Origin of the sequence: Solibacillus merdavium, from assembly GCF_014836935.1 — a bacterium.
GTDB classification, from domain to species: Bacteria; Bacillota; Bacilli; order Bacillales_A; family Planococcaceae; genus Solibacillus; species Solibacillus ferritrahens.
Genome location: NZ_JACSPW010000009.1, coordinates 144,548 through 163,585 on the forward strand (window position 1 = coordinate 144,548; position 19,038 = coordinate 163,585).

At 36.2% G+C, this 19,038-nt stretch carries 15 protein-coding genes; 7 read left to right on the forward strand and 8 right to left on the reverse strand.

The window, feature by feature from the left end:
• Positions 1–173 precede the first annotated feature (173 nt).
• From noc to rpmH, 8 genes are all read right to left on the reverse strand, one after another.
• Entirely contained in the window at positions 174–1,091 is a 918-nt protein-coding gene (gene noc / locus H9632_RS11265) for a nucleoid occlusion protein (protein ID WP_191704181.1), read from the reverse strand.
• Between the two features lie 183 nt (positions 1,092–1,274).
• On the reverse strand, positions 1,275–1,991 hold the full coding sequence (gene rsmG, locus H9632_RS11270) for a 16S rRNA (guanine(527)-N(7))-methyltransferase RsmG (protein ID WP_191704182.1): 717 nt from the start codon (positions 1,989–1,991) through the stop codon (positions 1,275–1,277).
• A 62-nt stretch (positions 1,992–2,053) separates the two neighbouring features.
• Entirely contained in the window at positions 2,054–3,949 is a 1,896-nt protein-coding gene (mnmG, locus tag H9632_RS11275) for a tRNA uridine-5-carboxymethylaminomethyl(34) synthesis enzyme MnmG (RefSeq protein WP_191704183.1), read from the reverse strand.
• 27 nt (positions 3,950–3,976) lie between these two features.
• Complete coding sequence (gene mnmE / locus H9632_RS11280; RefSeq protein ID WP_191704184.1) at positions 3,977–5,362, reverse strand: tRNA uridine-5-carboxymethylaminomethyl(34) synthesis GTPase MnmE; 1,386 nt, start codon at positions 5,360–5,362, stop codon at positions 3,977–3,979.
• A 179-nt stretch (positions 5,363–5,541) separates the two neighbouring features.
• Positions 5,542–6,306 (reverse strand): RNA-binding cell elongation regulator Jag/EloR, encoded by a 765-nt coding sequence (jag, locus tag H9632_RS11285; protein ID WP_191704185.1) that lies wholly within the window; start codon positions 6,304–6,306, stop codon positions 5,542–5,544.
• Positions 6,307–7,089, reverse strand: a complete 783-nt coding sequence (gene yidC, locus H9632_RS11290) for a membrane protein insertase YidC (protein ID WP_191704186.1) — start codon at positions 7,087–7,089, stop codon at positions 6,307–6,309.
• A gap of 156 nt (positions 7,090–7,245) precedes the next feature.
• Positions 7,246–7,587, reverse strand: a complete 342-nt coding sequence (gene rnpA / locus H9632_RS11295; protein ID WP_191704187.1) for a ribonuclease P protein component — start codon at positions 7,585–7,587, stop codon at positions 7,246–7,248.
• 262 nt (positions 7,588–7,849) lie between these two features.
• On the reverse strand, positions 7,850–7,984 hold the full coding sequence (gene rpmH / locus H9632_RS11300; RefSeq protein WP_008408389.1) for a 50S ribosomal protein L34: 135 nt from the start codon (positions 7,982–7,984) through the stop codon (positions 7,850–7,852).
• 683 nt (positions 7,985–8,667) lie between these two features.
• On the opposite strand from rpmH, the gene dnaA reads away from it, so the two are divergent.
• The 7 genes from dnaA (at position 8,668) to H9632_RS11335 (ending at position 18,599) form a co-directional block, all read left to right on the forward strand.
• Complete coding sequence (gene dnaA / locus H9632_RS11305) at positions 8,668–10,011, forward strand: chromosomal replication initiator protein DnaA (RefSeq protein ID WP_191704188.1); 1,344 nt, start codon at positions 8,668–8,670, stop codon at positions 10,009–10,011.
• Positions 10,012–10,181: 170 nt separating this feature from the next.
• A complete protein-coding gene (gene dnaN / locus H9632_RS11310; protein WP_191704189.1) occupies positions 10,182–11,318 on the forward strand; it encodes a DNA polymerase III subunit beta in 1,137 nt (378 codons plus the stop codon).
• 124 nt (positions 11,319–11,442) lie between these two features.
• On the forward strand, positions 11,443–11,679 hold the full coding sequence (gene yaaA / locus H9632_RS11315; protein WP_191704190.1) for a S4 domain-containing protein YaaA: 237 nt from the start codon (positions 11,443–11,445) through the stop codon (positions 11,677–11,679).
• Positions 11,680–11,682: 3 nt separating this feature from the next.
• Positions 11,683–12,795 (forward strand): DNA replication/repair protein RecF, encoded by a 1,113-nt coding sequence (gene recF, locus H9632_RS11320; RefSeq protein ID WP_191704191.1) that lies wholly within the window; start codon positions 11,683–11,685, stop codon positions 12,793–12,795.
• 64 nt (positions 12,796–12,859) lie between these two features.
• On the forward strand, positions 12,860–14,785 hold the full coding sequence (gyrB, locus tag H9632_RS11325; protein WP_191704192.1) for a DNA topoisomerase (ATP-hydrolyzing) subunit B: 1,926 nt from the start codon (positions 12,860–12,862) through the stop codon (positions 14,783–14,785).
• Between the two features lie 28 nt (positions 14,786–14,813).
• Positions 14,814–17,315, forward strand: coding sequence for a DNA gyrase subunit A (gene gyrA / locus H9632_RS11330; RefSeq protein WP_191704193.1), 2,502 nt, complete (start codon positions 14,814–14,816; stop codon positions 17,313–17,315).
• A 189-nt stretch (positions 17,316–17,504) separates the two neighbouring features.
• On the forward strand, positions 17,505–18,599 hold the full coding sequence (locus tag H9632_RS11335) for an HD-GYP domain-containing protein (RefSeq protein WP_225223796.1): 1,095 nt from the start codon (positions 17,505–17,507) through the stop codon (positions 18,597–18,599).
• Positions 18,600–19,038: the final 439 nt, after the last annotated feature.

Here is a 19,038-nt window from a genome sequence, read left to right on the forward strand (position 1 = left end):
TCAAAGTTTAAAAAACTTAGAATATTTCTCTATTATGACACATCTACTTTTATATTAACAAAAATAGTGACAAAGCGATGCTATGAAAATAAATTTATTTTTAAAATTTGATACTTTCTATTCACTAAAAAAAACTGCCTGGAAAGGTATAATCTTTCGGGCAGCTAAATAATTTATTTTCTCTTCGGAATTTTAACAGTGATTTGATAGTAATCATCTGTATCCTCTTCCTCCGTTTTCACATCGATTCCACTTTTCGTCACCATTGTTAACGATTGCTTAATTGTATTCAGGGCAATACGCACATCTTTACTAATCGCTTTACGAGTAGGTTTGCGCTTTTTCACTTCTGGTTCTTCTGGATGAAGAAGTTTTTTAATCTGCTCTTCTAGTTGTCTTACATTCCAATCATATTCTTTAGTAGCAGCAATAAGCTGCATTTGCAACTGCTCATCTTTTATAGCAATTAAAGCACGCGCATGACGCTCTGAAATTTCACGATTTAAAATAGCATCTTGGACAAACTGAGGTAATTTTAGTAAACGTAATTTATTAGCTACCGTAGATTGGCCTTTCCCAAGACGTTGTGCGAGTGCTTCTTGTGTGAGCGAATGCAAGCCTAATAATTGTTGGTAAGCAAGCGCTTCCTCAATTGCTGATAATTCTTCACGTTGTAAGTTTTCTATAAGTGCAATGGAAGCCGTTTCACGATCATTTAATTGGCGAACAATAGCAGGAACTTCAGTCCATTGTAGTGATTTCATAGCTCGATAACGACGTTCCCCTGCAATGATTTCGTATTTATCTGAATCACCGCTCATTGGACGGATAACAATCGGTTGGATAACACCATGTGTATGAATTGTTCTTGCTAATTCTTCAATCTTCTCATCATCAAAAACTGTACGTGGCTGATAACGGTTCGGAATGATTTTGTCTATTGGAATTTTAACTACTTCTTCTGAAGCCATCGAGATATTCTCTATTACTTCTTCTGAAGCCAACGAGATATTCTCTGTGACTTCTACTTCACTTTTTACTTCTGGCTCTTTGCTCCCGCCTCCGAAAAAACGTGAAAAAGTACTTTTCATCCGTGTGGCACCACCTTTAGGAAACTATCTATCTCTTATACCATATTATTTCTGATTCATACGAAAATGTACAGTATTCAATGAACAGTAATTTTTTTAAAAACAACATAAATATAAATATGTATGCTTCAAAAGGTGAAAACATTTCATATTTTATATTTTTATTTTATTTTTATTTAAATTTTATATAATTGGTGTCTTATTTGGTACACCTGGTTTACGGGGATATTTTTTTGGTGTTGACTTTATTTTATCAAATACATAGAGCGAGCGTTCACTTTCTTCAACAGGTAGGTGGAACGCAAATTCTTCTTTTAGTTTGCCCCCTAAAGTAGAAATAGCCTTCGTCGCATCTTTTAATTCTTCTGCACCTGCAGCGGCTTTTAATGCCACAAAATATCCGCCCTCTTTTGCCATTGGCAGACATAATTCAGATAAAACAGAAAGACGTGCAACCGCGCGAGCAGTAACAACATCGAATTTTTCACGATATGCAGTATTTTGTCCAAACTCTTCTGCACGGGCATGTACAAATGTCATACCTTCCAGATTTAACTCATTTGTTAAATGATTTAAAAATGTAATTCGTTTGTTTAATGAATCCACAATCGTAATTTTTAAATGCGGGAAACAGATTTTAATTGGAATACTTGGGAATCCAGCTCCTGCCCCTACATCACATACCGATGTGACTTTCGTGAAATCAAAATAAAATGAGGCACTAATGGAATCATAAAAATGCTTTAAATATACGCCTTCTAAATCTGTAATGGCAGTTAAGTTCATTTTTTCATTCCACTCAACTAATAGCTCAAAATATTTATTAAACTGTGCAATTTGCTGCTCTGAAAGCTCAATACCCTTTTCCTTCAATGCTTCAATAAACTGCTTTTCGTTCATAAAATGCACTCCTCCATATTCAAAAGAATGAGCGCCTTTCTGAATAAAGACGCTCACATCATTCAGTTCGTACTTACTTTTGCAATTTTCCCTTGCTCAATATAAACAAGTAAAATCGATACATCTGCAGGATTTACGCCAGAAATACGTGAAGCCTGTGCAATGGAAAGTGGTCGAACACTTTTTAGCTTCATACGAGCTTCTGTCGCCAAGCTTGATATCGCATCATAATCAATATTTTCAGGGATTTTCTTATTTTCAAGCTTCTTCATTTTTTCTACTTGTTGAAGTGCTTTTTGAATATAACCCTCATATTTTAGCTGTATTTCAATTTGTTCTTTTATATCGTCTGATAGTTCAATTTCTGAAGGTGTTAACGAAGCAACTAAATCATACGTCATTTCTGTACGTTTTAAAAGATCTGCACCACGAATACCATCTTTAAGCTCGGCACCGCCAGCAGAGCGGATTACTTCTTGTGTTGTCGAATTTGGTTTAATAATAACTTCACGCAAACGAGCAACTTCCTGTTCAATTTTTGCTTTTTTCAACTGGAATTTTGCATAACGTTCTTCTGAAATCATTCCTGCTTTATAGCCCACTTCTGTCAAACGTAAATCTGCGTTGTCATGACGTAAAAGTAAACGATATTCTGCACGAGATGTTAATAAACGATAAGGCTCATTTGTACCTTTCGTCACTAAGTCATCAATTAATACACCGATATATGCATCAGAACGATCTAAGATAATTTCTTCACGCCCTAAAACTTTTGCTGCTGCATTCATACCTGCCATCAAACCTTGACCTGCTGCTTCTTCATAACCTGAAGTACCATTAATTTGACCAGCTGTATAAAGACCCTGAATTTTTTTCGTTTCTAGTGTTGGCCATAATTGTGTTGGAATTACTGAATCATACTCAATAGCATAACCCGCACGCATCATTTCCGCGTTTTCCAATCCTGGAATAGAAGAAAGTAATTTTTTTTGAACATGTTCAGGTAAGCTTGTCGATAACCCTTGGACATATACTTCACGTGTATTGCGTCCTTCAGGCTCCAAGAAAATCTGGTGACGAGGCTTATCGCTAAAACGTGTTACTTTATCTTCAATTGAAGGACAATAACGTGGGCCAGTCCCTTTAATCATCCCTGAAAACATTGGAGATAAATGTAGATTTTCCTCAATTGTACGATGTGTTTCCTCTGTTGTATAAGTTAACCAGCAAGGTAACTGATCCATAATATATTCTGTTGTTTCAAAGCTAAATGCACGTGGTACATCATCACCCGGCTGAATTTCCGTTTTTGAATAGTCAATTGTACGGTTGTTTACACGTGGTGGTGTTCCCGTTTTAAATCGGATTAAATCAAACCCTAATTCTTTTAAGTTATCCGCTAATTTAATGGATGGCTGTTGGTTGTTTGGACCTGAAGAATACTTCAGATTCCCTAAAATAATCTCTCCACGCAAAAACGTACCTGATGTAATAATGACAGCTGGTGCACGGTAAATGGCTCCAACTTGTGTAATTACACCTTTTACTTCCCCATCTTCTACAATTAGTTCATCGACCATTGCTTGATGAATTTGCAAGTTTGGCTCTTCTTCCAATACACGTTTCATCTCATGTTGATATTGGAATTTATCCGCTTGTGCACGCAATGCTCGTACTGCTGGACCTTTCCCCGTATTTAACATACGCATTTGGATATGTGTTTTATCGATGATACGTCCCATTAATCCGCCCAGTGCATCGATTTCACGAACAACGATTCCTTTTGCAGGTCCGCCGACTGAAGGGTTACATGGCATAAACGCAATCATATCTAAATTAATTGTAAGCATGAGTGTTTTAGCACCCATTTTTGCGGCAGCATATGCTGATTCCACACCAGCATGTCCTGCACCAACAACGATTACGTCAAAATTACCTGCTTCATATTGTAATGACATGTTGTTCTTCCTTTCCTTTACTTAAATTTATTTCCCTAAACAGAACTGAGAGAATAGCTGATTAATTAAGCTTTCCTGAACAGTATCTCCTATAATTTCACCAAGGATTTCCCACGTGCGCGTAACATCTATTTGAATCATATCAACCGGCACCCCAGCTTCAGCTGCAGCCAATGCATCTTCAATTACTTGTTGAGCTTGATGCAATAAGGCAATATGACGTGCATTTGAAACATATGTTAAATCGTTTGCTTCTACTTGTCCTTCAAAGAATAACGCTGCAATCGCTTCTTCAAGCTCCATTACACCTTCTTCTTTTAATAGCGAAGTCGTTACGACACGATGTTTACCTGCTAATTCATGGACACGATTTAAATCGATTTTGCGCTCGATATCTGTTTTGTTAACAACGACGATATAATCCATTGCCTGAATCGTTTCAAATAACCGCTCATCTTCAATCGTCAATGCTTCTCCATAATTTAAAACAAGTAATATTAAATCAGCGTCTTTTAACGCTTCACGAGAACGTTCAACACCAATTCGCTCTACGATATCCTCTGTTTCACGAATACCTGCAGTATCGACTAAACGTAAAGGTACGCCGCGTACATTTACGTATTCTTCAATAATATCACGAGTCGTGCCTGCAATGTCGGTTACAATCGCTTTATTTTCTTGAACTAAACTATTTAAAAGTGAAGACTTCCCTACATTTGGTCTACCTAAAATAACTGTTGATAAGCCTTCACGCAAAATTTTCCCTTGTGATGATGTTTGAAGCAATTTAATAATTTCTTCTCGTACCCAACCGCATTTTTCAAGCAGTACTGGAATTGTCATTTCTTCTACATCATCATATTCCGGATAATCTATATTGACTTCCACTTGTGCTAATGTTTCCAATAATGCTTGGCGTAAAGACATAATAAGACGTGAAAGCTTCCCGTCCATTTGACCGAGTGCAACATTCATAGCACGATCTGTTTTTGCACGAATTAAATCCATAACAGCTTCTGCCTGTGATAAGTCAATACGACCATTTAAGAAAGCTCGCTTTGTAAACTCCCCAGGTTCCGCCAGACGTGCACCATATTGCAATACAAGCTGTAAAACACGATTAACTGACACAATACCACCATGACAGTTTATTTCGACAACATCCTCACGCGTAAAAGTTTTTGGTCCGCGCATTAGTGACAACATAACTTCCTCTACGACCTCATCCGTTTTTGGATCAATTAAATGCCCGTAGTGAATCGTATGTGACGCCACTTCGTTTAGACGCTTATGATTTGGTGACTTAAATATTTTATCTGCAATCGCTACTGCCTCATCGCCGCTTAGACGAACTATGGCAATGGCTCCTTCTCCCATTGGTGTGGATATCGCAGCAATCGTATCGAATTCCATCTTATATCCTCCTAATTTTGTGTTATCCACATGTGGATAAATCACATCCGTGCTACACTTTCTAACAATTTAGATTAACATATTTTAAATAAAATCTAAAGCAATGTTGTTTTTTATAAGTATTATTTACATAAAAAAACGGCCTATCCAAAAGAATAGGCCAACACGTCTGTATGCTTTTATTTTACTGGCTCAATGACTAAATAGCGATTTGGCTCGGCACCTTCTGAATATGTTTCAATATCCAAACGGTTAGCCAATGCATTATGAATGATTTTTCTTTCATAAGAAGCCATTGGTTCCAATGAGACCGATTTTCGGGTGCGTACTACCTTGTCCGCCATTCGTAATGCTAACTGCTCAAGTGCAACTTGACGGCGTTCACGATAATCTTCTACATCCATTTGTAAAATCATAAATGATTTGGCAGTTTTATTAAGCATGAGCTGTGTTAAATGTTGAAGCGCATTTAAGGTAAGACCACGCTTCCCTATCAATAATGCTGCTTTTTCACTCGATAACTTAAAAGAAACATATTTGCCATCTGATTCATGTTCAATTATTAAATCTGTAATCCCCATTCCTAAAGCAATATTCGTTAAATACGACTTTGATTCTTCAATAGGGTCCACTTGTTGTTGTTCATGGTGAATTGATTGATCTTCATTAACTAAAACCGGCTCATTTTCAAAGGTTTCTTTGATAAATGACTGTTCTTCTACTACAGGTGTAGGTTGTGAAGTAGTTTCGTTATTCACTTGTTGCTGAACAATTTCTTTTACAGTAACACGAACTTCTGCATTTCGTGCACCAAAACCTAAAAATCCTTTTTTACCTTCTTGTAAAACTTCTACATCAACTTGTTCCCGAGTATGGCCAAGCTTTTGTAACGCTAATGAGATCGCTTCTTCTACTGTTGCGCCTATTTGCGTAGTTTGTTTCACTTATTTCGCTCCTCCTGCATCGGTAGCATCCGGTTTATTTTTATTCCAAGGTTTGTAAATAACAAGGTTTTGTAATACAGATACAAAGTTTCCGACTACCCAATATAATGATAAAGCGGCAGGTAAAATAATACCGAAACCAACAATCATTAATGGCATGATGTACATCATAATTTTCATTTGCGGGTTATCTACTGCTGGTCCAGTCATTAATACAACATACTGAATAAGACCTGCGATAACAGCAAATACAATACTTGGCTCTGCTAACGGAACCGCTAAAAATGTTCCTAATTCAAATGCGTCCGGTGTTGCATTCATACGGCTTATTGCATGATAGAAACCAATTAATATCGGCATTTGAATAAGAATCGGTAAACATCCAGCTAATGGGTTAACGCCTGAAGTTTGCATTAACTGCATCATTTCCTGCTGGTATTTTTGTTGAGTTGCTGCATCTTTAGAGCTGTATTTTGCTTGAAGCTCTTTTAACTTCGGTTGCATTTCCTGCATTTTTTTAGAGCTTTTAACTTGTTTGATTGTTAAAGGTAAAATAATTAGACGAATAATAACAGTTACGATAATAATTGCAAAAGCATAATTCGCAGCATTGCCTTCGAACATATCAGCAAAAAGCTTGATGAATGATACTAATGGCCAAACGATATATTCATTCCAAAAGCCATCACTTTCAGATGAAATCGGCTGGTCAAATTCTGTACAGCCTGAAAGTAGCAATACTACTGAGACAAGCGACAGCATTATCCAAAGATTTTTCTTCAACCTTCTTCCTCCTAAAGCAAACCTATTCAATTTTTTATGACAACAGTTTACCATGTGCATACGTTTGTACACTACTAATTGTTCCGATAATTTAAATTTTATCGTATCTTTATTTCAAACTATCGTAAAAATTTATAGTAAATTTTAAGTGTAATATCAACCTTTATAAACTCTTGCAACTTTTAATACATGCTGCAAGCTTTTTTTGGTTTCATGAAAATCTATTGTGGCCGCCTGCGTTCTGGCGATAATAACATAGTCCATATCTTGTCTTACTTCATCTTTTATTTCCAGAAAAGCCTGGCGAATATAGCGCTTCACTTGAACTCGTGTGACCGCATTCCCCACTTTTTTACTTACTGATAAGCCAATACGAAACGCCTCTTGTTCTTCCTTTTTCAAGCAATAAACAATAAATTGGCGATTCGCAAAGGACTTACCTTTTTTAAACACCTTTTGAAATTCTTCATTTTTCTTTATTCGTTGGCGTTTATTCATGATCCATTCACCTGCTCCATCTAATCATTGGTACTTTTTTTGCTTCTGTCGAAACAATCAATTACACCTAGGCGTAATTGCGTCCAGATTTTTTGGTAATAAAAAATCTGAGCATCTGCCAGAGGCTTATCTTCATTCAGCGGGTGTATAAACACCTGATGGAACTGATAAAACAAGCATGCATCCCTTACCTATACAGGTAAGTATTTTCTACTGAATGAAGATAAAAGAAAAAAAAGACCACTGATGTGGCTCAGTGGACTTATGCTGATAATACTTTTCTTCCTTTTTTACGACGGCGTGCTAATACGTTACGGCCGTTTTTTGTGCTCATACGAGCGCGGAAACCGTGAACTTTAGAGTGCTTACGTTTTTTAGGTTGGTACGTGCGTTTCATTTATATACACCTCCTGAATTCGAGTGTTACTATATCTATTTCTACATACAGACCATGATATTATATAAATAATGAAACCCATTTGTCAATCCTTCTATTTTTTTTTCTATTTTTAAATTATATTTCATAATCTATTCCCTCTCCCTTCCCAATATTCAGTTATCCACAATTCATAAATATTTTTTTACCTAAGCCTGTGAGTAGTTTTTTTTCTCAAAAAATTATCCACAACGTTTATCTACAGCTTTTTCACATATAACTTCCCTGTGGACAACCATTACTCGAATAACATATGATTATGTGGATAAGATTGATTAAGTATTGAAATAGCTCACTTTATTTGATACGATAACTGTGTTTTACTTTGTGGAATTCTTTTCTGGGAAATATTTTATCCACAATTGTTGATAATCTGTGGACAATGATTTCCCTAACTATTGTATAACATTTATCCACAGCGTGTGGTTATGTGTATGAACATGTTTTTTATTGATAAAATTCATATTTTATAGCTCTGTTTTTCTATTAAATATCTAACAGGGCGTTTCTTTTTTTTGTGAATAAGAACGAAACTGTCTCAAAAAAATCACATAAAAAAAAATCTCATTCTATGTTGAACGAAATAAATCTCTTCTAATATATGAATTAATATGTGAAATGAAATAACGAAAGGAAGAACAAGCTTGGAACATTTAGAAAATTTATGGAATGCCGTCCTTGCCCAAGCTGAACAAAAAATTTCAAAACCGAGCTTTGATACTTGGCTAAAATCGACAAAACTTTTGGCTCATAGTGGCACAAAAGTAACGATTTCAGCACCTAACTCTTTTGCCCGTGATTGGCTTGAACAATACTATATTCATATGATTACTGGAATATTAAATGAGTTAACTGGCGAAGATCTGGTCATTAAATTTGTCGTTCAGAAAGATCAAGTGGCAGACGACTTTGAACTACCACCACCTATTACCCAAGCAAAATCGAGTGATCACCATGATATTACACCTGGTATGCTCAATCCAAAATATACATTTGATACGTTCGTTATCGGCTCTGGAAACCGCTTTGCTCATGCAGCGAGTTTAGCTGTAGCAGAAGCACCAGCAAAAGCCTACAACCCCTTCTTTATATACGGGGGGGTAGGATTAGGAAAAACCCATTTAATGCATGCTATTGGTCATTATGTAAAAGAACATAACCCAACAGCAAATGTCGTCTATCTATCATCTGAAAAATTCACGAATGAATTTATCAACTCGATTCGTGATAACAAAACAATAGATTTCCGAAATAAATACCGTAATGTCGATGTACTGTTAATTGACGATATTCAGTTTTTAGCTGGGAAAGAGTCTACGCAAGAGGAATTTTTCCATACATTCAATACATTACATGAAGAATCAAAACAAATCGTCATTTCAAGTGACCGACCACCAAAGGAAATCCCTACATTGGAAGATCGTTTGCGCTCTCGATTTGAATGGGGTTTAATCACAGATATTGCACCACCTGATTTAGAAACACGTATTGCTATTTTACGAAAAAAGGCCAAAGCAGACGGATTGGATATACCAAATGAGGTTATGCTTTATATTGCCAATCAAGTTGATACAAATATTCGTGAGTTAGAAGGCGCATTAATCCGTGTAGTTGCATATTCATCTTTGGTCAATACTGATGTGTCGCCTGAACTGGCTGCAGAAGCTTTAAAAGATATTATGCCGAACTCAAAACCGCGTATGATTTCAATTTTAGATATTCAAACTGCAACCGGGGAGCACTTCAATATACGATTAGAAGATTTTACGGCAAAACGCCGAACAAAGTCGATTGCTTTTCCAAGGCAGGTCGCGATGTATTTATCGAGGGAACTAACGGATTTTTCATTACCTAAAATTGGCGAGGAATTTGGGGGACGAGACCATACGACCGTCATCCATGCACATGAAAAAATATCTTCATTAATTAAAACAGATCAACAGCTCCAACAAGATATTAAACAAATTCGAAGCATGCTAGGTAAATAAAGCTGTGTATAACTAATCCTTTTTCACACAGTGATATACACAGCTTGTGCACATGTGGATAGCTTACATGCAGTAAGAAAAAGTTAGGTTATCCACAAATCCACAGGGCCTATTACTATATCTATTAATATCTTTAAATAAATAATTAATTATATAAGAGAGGTAAACTAATGAAATTTAATATTTTACGTGATCATCTTTTAGCTGGATTAAATGATGTAATGAAAGCAGTTAGCTCCAAAACAACGATTCCTATTTTAACGGGAATTAAGATTGATGTTACAAATGAAGGCATGACTTTAACAGGTAGTGATGCAGATATTACAATTCAAACATTTATACCAGTAGAGGAAAATGGCGAACAAATTATAAACATTACACAAACAGGCTCCATCGTATTACAAGCACGTATGTTCAATGAAATCGTTCGCAAATTACCTACAAACGAAGTAGAAATTGAAGTTACAAACGGTGTTGCAACAATTATTCGTTCTGGTAAATCAGAATTCCATCTAATTGGATCTGATGCAACAGAATATCCACAACTACCTGAACTTGCAGCTGATCGTCAATTTACAATCCCTACAGATCTATTAAAGTCAATTATTCGTGAAACAGTATTTGCTGTAGCAACTTCTGAAAGCCGTCCCGTGTTGACAGGTGTAAACTGGAAAGTTGATGGCGATGAATTAATATGCGTTGCAACGGATAGTCATCGTTTGGCACGTCGTAAAGTGAATCTTGAAAATTTACCAACTGATGTTACTTCAGTTGTTATTCCAGGAAAAAGTTTAAATGAATTGAATAAAATTTTAGAAGATACGAATAATCCGGTACAAATTGTATTAACGAGTCAACATGTATTGTTTAAAACAGATGACGTTCTTTTCTTTTCACGTCTTTTGGAAGGGAATTACCCAGATACATCCCGTTTAATTCCTGAAGAATTTAAAACAATGATTACGATTAACGGAAAATCACTTCTTCAAGCAATTGATCGTGCATCGCTGCTTGCACGTGAAGACCGTAATAATGTTGTTCGATTTGAGACACTTGAAAATCAAACTGTAGAAATTTCATCAAACTCACCTGAGATTGGAAAAGTGGAAGAGCAAATTCAAGTGGAAAGCTTGGAAGGTGAAACTTTAAAAATTTCATTTAGTGCGAAATACATGATGGAAGCTCTAAAAGCTATTGATGGTCAAGATGTAGTAATTGAATTTACTGGGGCAATGCGTCCGTTCATTCTGCGATCTGTAGCAGATGATGCGATTTTACAACTAATTTTACCGGTACGTACTTACTAAAAAAATACAATTTTCAAAAGGAATGGTCTTTAAATTATTATTGAGACCATTCCTTTTTTACTTATGGGCAAATTTTAGGTATGATAGAATGATAAGACTTTATTTAAGTGGAGGATGAATTACGTTGAATGATTTAGTTATTGATACAGAATTTATTACGCTTGGTCAAGCGTTGAAAATGACAGATACAATTAGCTCTGGTGGCATGGCAAAGTGGTTTTTAAGTGAACATGAAGTGTTTGTGAATGGAGAAGCAGAAGGTCGACGTGGGAAAAAATTACGTCATGGCGATGTTATCAATATCCCAGGTGTTGGCCGATTTAAAATTGTGGATGCGTTTATTGAAAACGGAGAAAGCTGATTCATGAACATCGAGCGCTTACAGCTAACGAATTATCGTAACTATGAATCGTTAACACTAGATTTTTCAAATAAAATTAACGTTTTTATTGGGGAGAATGCTCAAGGAAAAACAAATGTTATGGAATCAATCTATGTACTAGCGATGGCCAAATCTCATCGTACTGCGAACGATAAAGAATTAATACGTTGGGATGCGGATTATGGTAAAATAGAAGGTGTGGTAAATAAGCGTTACGGTGGCATTCCTATCGAATTAACGATTTCAAAAAAAGGGAAAAAAGGCAAAATCAATCATCTTGAACAAACTAAATTAAGTAATTACATTGGACAGATGAATGTTGTCATGTTTGCTCCTGAAGATTTGAATATCGTGAAAGGTAGCCCACAAATTCGCCGAAGATTTATCGATATGGAAATCGGGCAAATATCGCCAGTCTATTTACATGATTTACTAACATTTCAAAAGATATTAAAACAACGTAATCATTTACTAAAAAAAAACCAAGGTAAACAAGCATTTGCATCCGATGTAATGTTTGATATTTATACAGAGCAATATGTGGAGGCAGCTATACAAATAATTCGTAAAAGATTTCAATTTATGGAACTTTTGCAGGAGTGGGCTGAACCAATTCATTTTGGCATTTCGCGCGGGCTTGAAAAGTTGGTAATTAAATACCGTCCTGTGTCAGGGATGGAAGCAAATTGGCCAACTGATCGCATGAGAGAACATTTAACGGAAAAATTAAATGAGGTCAAACAGCGTGAAATTGAGCGAGGAGTAACATTAATCGGTCCACATCGTGATGATTTGCAGTTTTTTGTGAATGACTATGATGTACAAGTATATGGCTCACAGGGTCAACAGCGTACAACAGCGTTATCATTAAAGCTTGCTGAAATAGAGCTCATTAAACAAGAAACAAAGGAAACACCGATTTTATTGTTAGATGATGTTTTATCTGAGTTGGATGATTATCGTCAATCACATTTATTAAATACAATTCAGGGTGAAGTTCAAACATTTGTTACAACGACAAGTGTAGAAGGTATTCACCATGAAACAATACAGCACGCAAAATTGTTCCATGTGAAAAAAGGAGCAATAGAATAATAAATGCATGAAAGTTAATATTAGAGAAGCATACTGAAAGTTATGAAAGAGTAGGTGACCAATAGTGACTTTAGAAGATAATAAAGTCCAGCAATCTTATGATGCGGATCAAATACAGGTATTAGAAGGATTAGAAGCTGTACGAAAACGTCCTGGTATGTATATTGGTTCAACAAGTTCAAAAGGATTGCACCATTTAGTGTGGGAAATTGTAGACAATAGTATTGATGAAGCTTTAGCTGGATATTGTACAGATATTTCAGTAACGATTGAAAAAGACAATTGGATTCGCGTAGAAGATAATGGTCGTGGTATTCCCGTTGATATTCAGGAAAAAATGGGTATGCCTGCTGTTGAAGTTATTATGACAGTTCTGCACGCTGGTGGTAAATTTGGCGGTGGGGGCTATAAAGTTTCCGGTGGTCTTCATGGTGTAGGTGCTTCAGTAGTAAACGCTTTATCGAGTCAAACAATTGTTCAAGTACACCGTGATGGCAAAATTCATGAAATAATTTTTGAACGAGGCCATACTGTACAAAAAATAACTGTTATTGGTGAAACTGATTATACAGGTACAACTACACGTTTCAAGGCAGATAGCGAAATTTTTAAAGAAACAACAATATATGAATACGATATTTTAGCAACTCGTATTCGTGAACTGGCTTATTTAAATCGTGGAATTAGAATCACTATTGCCGATGAACGAACTGGGCAGGAGCGTTCGGAAACATTCCACTTTGAAGGCGGTATTCGCGAATATGTTGAGCATATTAACGTAAACAAAGAACCGATCCACGTACCAATTGATGTATTTGGCGAAAAAGAGGGCATTTCAGTTGAAATTGCTATGCAATATAATGCAGGCTTTAGCTCAACAATTATGTCGTTTGCAAATAATATTAATACGTATGAAGGCGGTACACATGAATCAGGCTTTAAAACTGCTTTAACGCGTGTAATTAATGACTATGCACGAAAAGCGAATATAATTAAAGAAGCAGATGCGAACCTTACAGGGGAAGACGTTCGAGAAGGATTAACAGCTATCGTATCGATTAAACACCCGGACCCTCAATTCGAAGGTCAAACAAAAACAAAATTAGGTAACTCTGAAGTGAGTCAAATTACTAACTCATTATTCTCAGAAGGCTTTGAACGTTTCTTGTTGGAGAATCCTTCAGTAGCGCGTCAGGTTGTTGAAAAAGGAACTATGGCTGCTCGCGCACGTGTTGCAGCGAAAAAGGCACGTGAATTTACACGCCGTAAATCAGCCCTGGAAGTTTCAAGTTTACCTGGTAAGTTAGCAGATTGTTCTTCTACAAATCCTGCTGAATCGGAAATTTATATCGTAGAGGGTGACTCTGCGGGTGGTTCTGCAAAATCGGGTCGTGATCGTCACTTCCAAGCAATTTTGCCATTACGCGGTAAAATTCTAAATGTTGAAAAAGCCCGATTAGACCGTATTTTATCTAATGCTGAGATTCGTGCAATGATTACGGCATTTGGTACGGGGATTGGTGAAGAGTTCAATTTAGAAAAAGCACGATATCACAAAATCATTATTATGACGGATGCCGATGTCGATGGTGCGCATATCCGCGTACTATTGTTAACCTTCTTCTTCCGTTTCATGCGTCCATTAATCGAAGCTGGATATGTTTATGCAGCAAAACCGCCGCTTTACCAAGTGAAACAAGGTAAACATTTGGAATATTGCTATTCAGATCAAGAATTAGAAGAAATTTTACAGCGTCTACCAAAGCTACCAAAGCCAAATGTACAACGTTACAAAGGTTTAGGAGAAATGAATGCAACACAATTATGGGATACAACAATGGATCCACAGCACCGTACGTTAATTCGAGTAGAATTGGACGATGCGATTGAAGCCGATAGAATTTTCGATGCATTAATGGGTGATGAAGTTGGTCCACGTCGTGACTTTATCGAAGAAAATGCTGTCTATGTACAAGACCTGGATATTTAATTAGTTCAATTGGAAGGAGGTCCTTATTTTGTCTGACATTCAACATGGACATATAGAATCAAAAAATATTACAACAGAGATTAAATCATCTTTCTTAAGCTATGCGATGAGCGTTATCGTTTCTCGTGCATTACCGGATGTACGTGATGGGCTTAAACCCGTACACCGTCGTATTTTGTATGGCATGCAGGAGTTAGGTAATACTTCAGATAAACCATATAAGAAGAGTGCACGTATCGTTGGGGATGTAATGGGTAAGTTCCATCCACACGGTGACTCTTCCATCTATGATGCAATGGTTCGTATGGCACAGGATTTCAGCTATCGTTACATGCTAGTTGATGGTCACGGTAACTTTGGTTCGGTAGATGGTGATGGCGCTGCAGCTATGCGTTACACAGAATCTCGAATGTCAAAAATCGCAATGGAAATGCTCCGTGATATCAATAAAGATACAATTGATTATGGACCGAACTATGATGGTAGTGAAAACGAGCCGTTAGTTTTACCAGCACGTTATCCAAACCTTTTAGTAAATGGTGCTTCGGGAATCGCTGTAGGTATGGCGACAAATATCCCACCACATCAATTAGGAGAAACAATCGATGGAGTATTGGCAATAGCAGATAACCCAAGCATTACAACTGAAGAGCTGATGGAAATTATTCCAGGACCTGATTTCCCGACAGGCGGTATTCTTTTAGGCCGCTCTGGAATTCGCCGTGCTTACGAAACAGGCCGGGGTTCTTTAACAATTCGTGCAAAAGTTGAGATTGAACAAGCTACCAATGGTAAAGAGACAATTTTAGTTCATGAATTACCTTACCAAGTGAATAAAGCAAAACTAATCGAAAAGATTGCAGAGCTAGTACGTGATAAAAAAATCGATGGTATTACAAATTTACGCGATGAATCAGATCGTAATGGTATGCGTATTGTTATTGAGGTTCGTCGTGATGCCAATGCAAACGTTGTACTCAATAACTTATTTAAACAAACAGCGATGCAATCAAGCTTCGGTGTGAATATGCTTGCATTAGTGGATGGACAGCCAAAAGTATTAGGTCTAAAAGAAGTGCTATATCATTACTTAGAACATCAAAAGGTAGTTATTAAACGTCGTACTGCATTCGAACTTCGAAAAGCAGAGGAACGTGCACATATTTTAGAAGGTTTACGTATCGCGCTGGATCATATTGATGAAATTATTGCGATTATTCGTGCCTCTCGGAGTGGGGAAGAAGCAAGACCTCAATTAATGGAGCGCTTTAATTTATCTGAACGTCAGGCACAAGCAATTTTAGATATGCGACTTGTACGTTTAAGCGGATTAGAACGTGAAAAAATTGAAGCAGAATATCAGGAGCTTTTGAAATTAATCGATGAATTAAAGGCGATTTTAGCAGATGAAGCGAAGGTAATAGAAATTATCCGTACAGAAATGACGGAAATTAAAGAACGTTACAATGATACACGCCGTACAGAAATAACTGCCGGCGGTTTAGAAATGATAGAAGACGAAGATTTAATCCCAAGAGAAAACTCAGTACTGACATTGACACATAACGGTTACATTAAACGTTTAGCAGCGAATACATATCGCTCGCAAAAGCGCGGGGGACGTGGTGTACAAGGTATGGGTACGAACGAGGATGATTTCGTTGAGCATTTACTATTTACATCTACGCATGATACGATTTTATTCTTTACTTCAAAAGGTAAAGTTTTCCGTGCAAAAGGGTATGAAATCCCAGAATTCGGTCGACAAGCAAAAGGTTTACCAATTGTTAACTTACTGAATATCGATAAAGGTGAACATGTAACTGCAATGATTCGCGTTACGGAATTTAAAGAAGATGCATACTTTATCTTTACGACAAAAACGGGTGTAACGAAACGTACACCAGTTGACCAATTCGCAAATATTCGTACAAACGGTTTAATAGCTATTACATTGCGAGAAGATGATGATCTAATTTCAGTTCATTTAACGGATGGTACGAAGGAGATTATTATCGGTACTCGTGAAGGAATGCTGGTCCGCTTCAAAGAAGATGATATTCGTTCAATGGGTCGTACTGCTGCAGGGGTTAGAGGTATAAAACTCCGTGAAGGCGATTTTGTAGTCGGGATGGAAATTATTGAACCGGGTCAGGAAATATTAGTTGTTACTGAAAAAGGGTACGGTAAACGTACGCCTGAATCAGAGTACCGTTTACAAAGCCGTGGCGGTTTAGGTCTGAAGACGATGCAAATTACCGATAAGAACGGTAAGATGTGTGCCGTAAAAGCGGTTGATGGTACAGAAGACATTATGTTAATCACTATTAACGGTATGCTGATCCGAATGGATGTTAAAGATATTTCTATTATTGGACGAAGTACGCAAGGTGTTCGTTTAATTCGTCTAGCAGATGAAGAAACTGTGGCAACAGTGGCACGTGTGAAAAAAGACGATGATACAGATGAAGACGAAGCAGAACTAGAAGTGGATTTAGAGGCTGATTCAACTTCTGAAACAGAAGAATAAATTAAAAAGTAATCTAGTAGGTTTTTACTATCTAGATTACTTTTTTTATTTGTATTTTTTTCTCCATTCGTTATAATTAATTGTAAAATAGTAAAGGTTTGTAAGTAGTAAAATAATTCTGGATTAGCTAATCTAAATAATTCAATTAAACCTAAATACCTATACTAACGAAATGAAGGGGTTGTGAAGTTGGAAGCAATAGTTATGAGATCAGAAGAATTAAAATTAGATAAAGTAATTGCAGAAGATATATTTGCCAATACACAATATCCAATCATATATAAAGATACAAAAGTAAAATCAGAGCATCTACGAGTGATCGACCTTTTTAATTTAAAAACAGTATTAGTTTATAACGACTTAGAAGAAATTAAATCAAATGCAGTGAATACTGAAAAGGATTCAATAACTGTTCCGGTGCCTAAGTATATAAGTTTTCAAAAATATTATAATGATGGCATTACCGAATTGAAAAAGGAATTTTTGAATTGGTCGGCAGGTGGGAAAATTGATCTTACAAAAGTTAGAGGCATTATGATTCCGTTGATAGAAAAAGTATTAGAGGATCGTTCGTACATATTTAACTTAAATAATTACTCAAATCCAAAGGACTACTTATACCATCATTGTATTGCAACTGGGTTAATAGTAGCTGTTATTGCAAAAAAAATGGGCTTTGAACGTGGGGATATTATTCAACTAGCTATTGCTGGGGTGTTAGCAGATAGTGGGATGTCGCGTATTCCAGCTCGTATTCGTGATAAGAAAAATTCATTAACTGAAGCTGAGTTTGGAGAAGTACGAAAACATCCTTATTATAGTTTTATGTTAATAAAGAACAATCCTGCTATTAAAGAGATTATGAAAGTAGCCATTTATCAGCATCACGAACGATTAGATGGGAGCGGGTATCCGAATGGAGAGCGTATTGGTAATATATCCAGCTTTGCACAAATCATTGCAGTTGCAGATGTATTTCATGCGATGACTAGTGAGCGGTTATATCGTTCAAAACAATCGCCTTTTAAAGTAATGGAAATGATTAAAGAAGAAGAGTTCGGAAAATTTGATATTAAAGTTGTTCAAGCTTTAATTGATATAGTCGTGGATTTACCGATTGGGACAAAAATAGAACTATCGAATTTGGAGTTAGGTGAAGTAATGTTTATTAATAAGTATGCACCTACACGCCCATTAGTGAAATTAAATCGTACGGGAGAATTATTAGATCTTTCTACAAATAGAAGTTTCTATATATCACGTGTCCTTACAAATGATTATTAGATTAAAGTTGTTTATGGAAGAGAGCTGTTATTCATGGGATGGATATGGCTCTTCTTATATGAATAATAAAAAATATAACTATTTTTAAAAAACTATTGACGGTTAGATTTTGCAATGATATTATATTAAGAGTCCTTAAGAGAAACCAATTATAAATTATAAAAATTTATTAACAGTTGACTTAAGCGAGAAACTAATATAAAATTATATAAGCTGTCGAATCAGTTATTACTTTTTAAAAAAACTTTTCAAAATCAGTTGACAAACAACGATAAGAGATGTTATGATATAAAAGTTGTCACCAAAACGACACGATGAACCTTGAAAACTGAACAAGCAACGTTAATGAAACAAGCTTCTTTAATGAAGCAAACAATAGATTATAACTTTTAATTAAGTTAAATCGCTAGCAAAGCAAATGAGCTTTCAAACTACTTTT

Excerpts from the sequence above, each read along its gene's own strand:
- noc (WP_191704181.1), bottom strand. The coding sequence starts at position 1,091 with ATGAAAAGTACTTTTTCACGTTTTTTCGGAGGCGGGAGCAAAGAGCCA.
- rsmG (WP_191704182.1), bottom strand. The coding sequence starts at position 1,991 with ATGAACGAAAAGCAGTTTATTGAAGCATTGAAGGAAAAGGGTATTGAG.
- mnmG (WP_191704183.1), bottom strand. The coding sequence starts at position 3,949 with ATGTCATTACAATATGAAGCAGGTAATTTTGACGTAATCGTTGTTGGT.
- mnmE (WP_191704184.1), bottom strand. The coding sequence starts at position 5,362 with ATGGAATTCGATACGATTGCTGCGATATCCACACCAATGGGAGAAGGA.
- rnpA (WP_191704187.1), bottom strand. The coding sequence starts at position 7,587 with ATGAATAAACGCCAACGAATAAAGAAAAATGAAGAATTTCAAAAGGTG.
- rpmH (WP_008408389.1), bottom strand. The coding sequence starts at position 7,984 with ATGAAACGCACGTACCAACCTAAAAAACGTAAGCACTCTAAAGTTCAC.
- dnaN (WP_191704189.1), top strand. The coding sequence starts at position 10,182 with ATGAAATTTAATATTTTACGTGATCATCTTTTAGCTGGATTAAATGAT.
- recF (WP_191704191.1), top strand. The coding sequence starts at position 11,683 with ATGAACATCGAGCGCTTACAGCTAACGAATTATCGTAACTATGAATCG.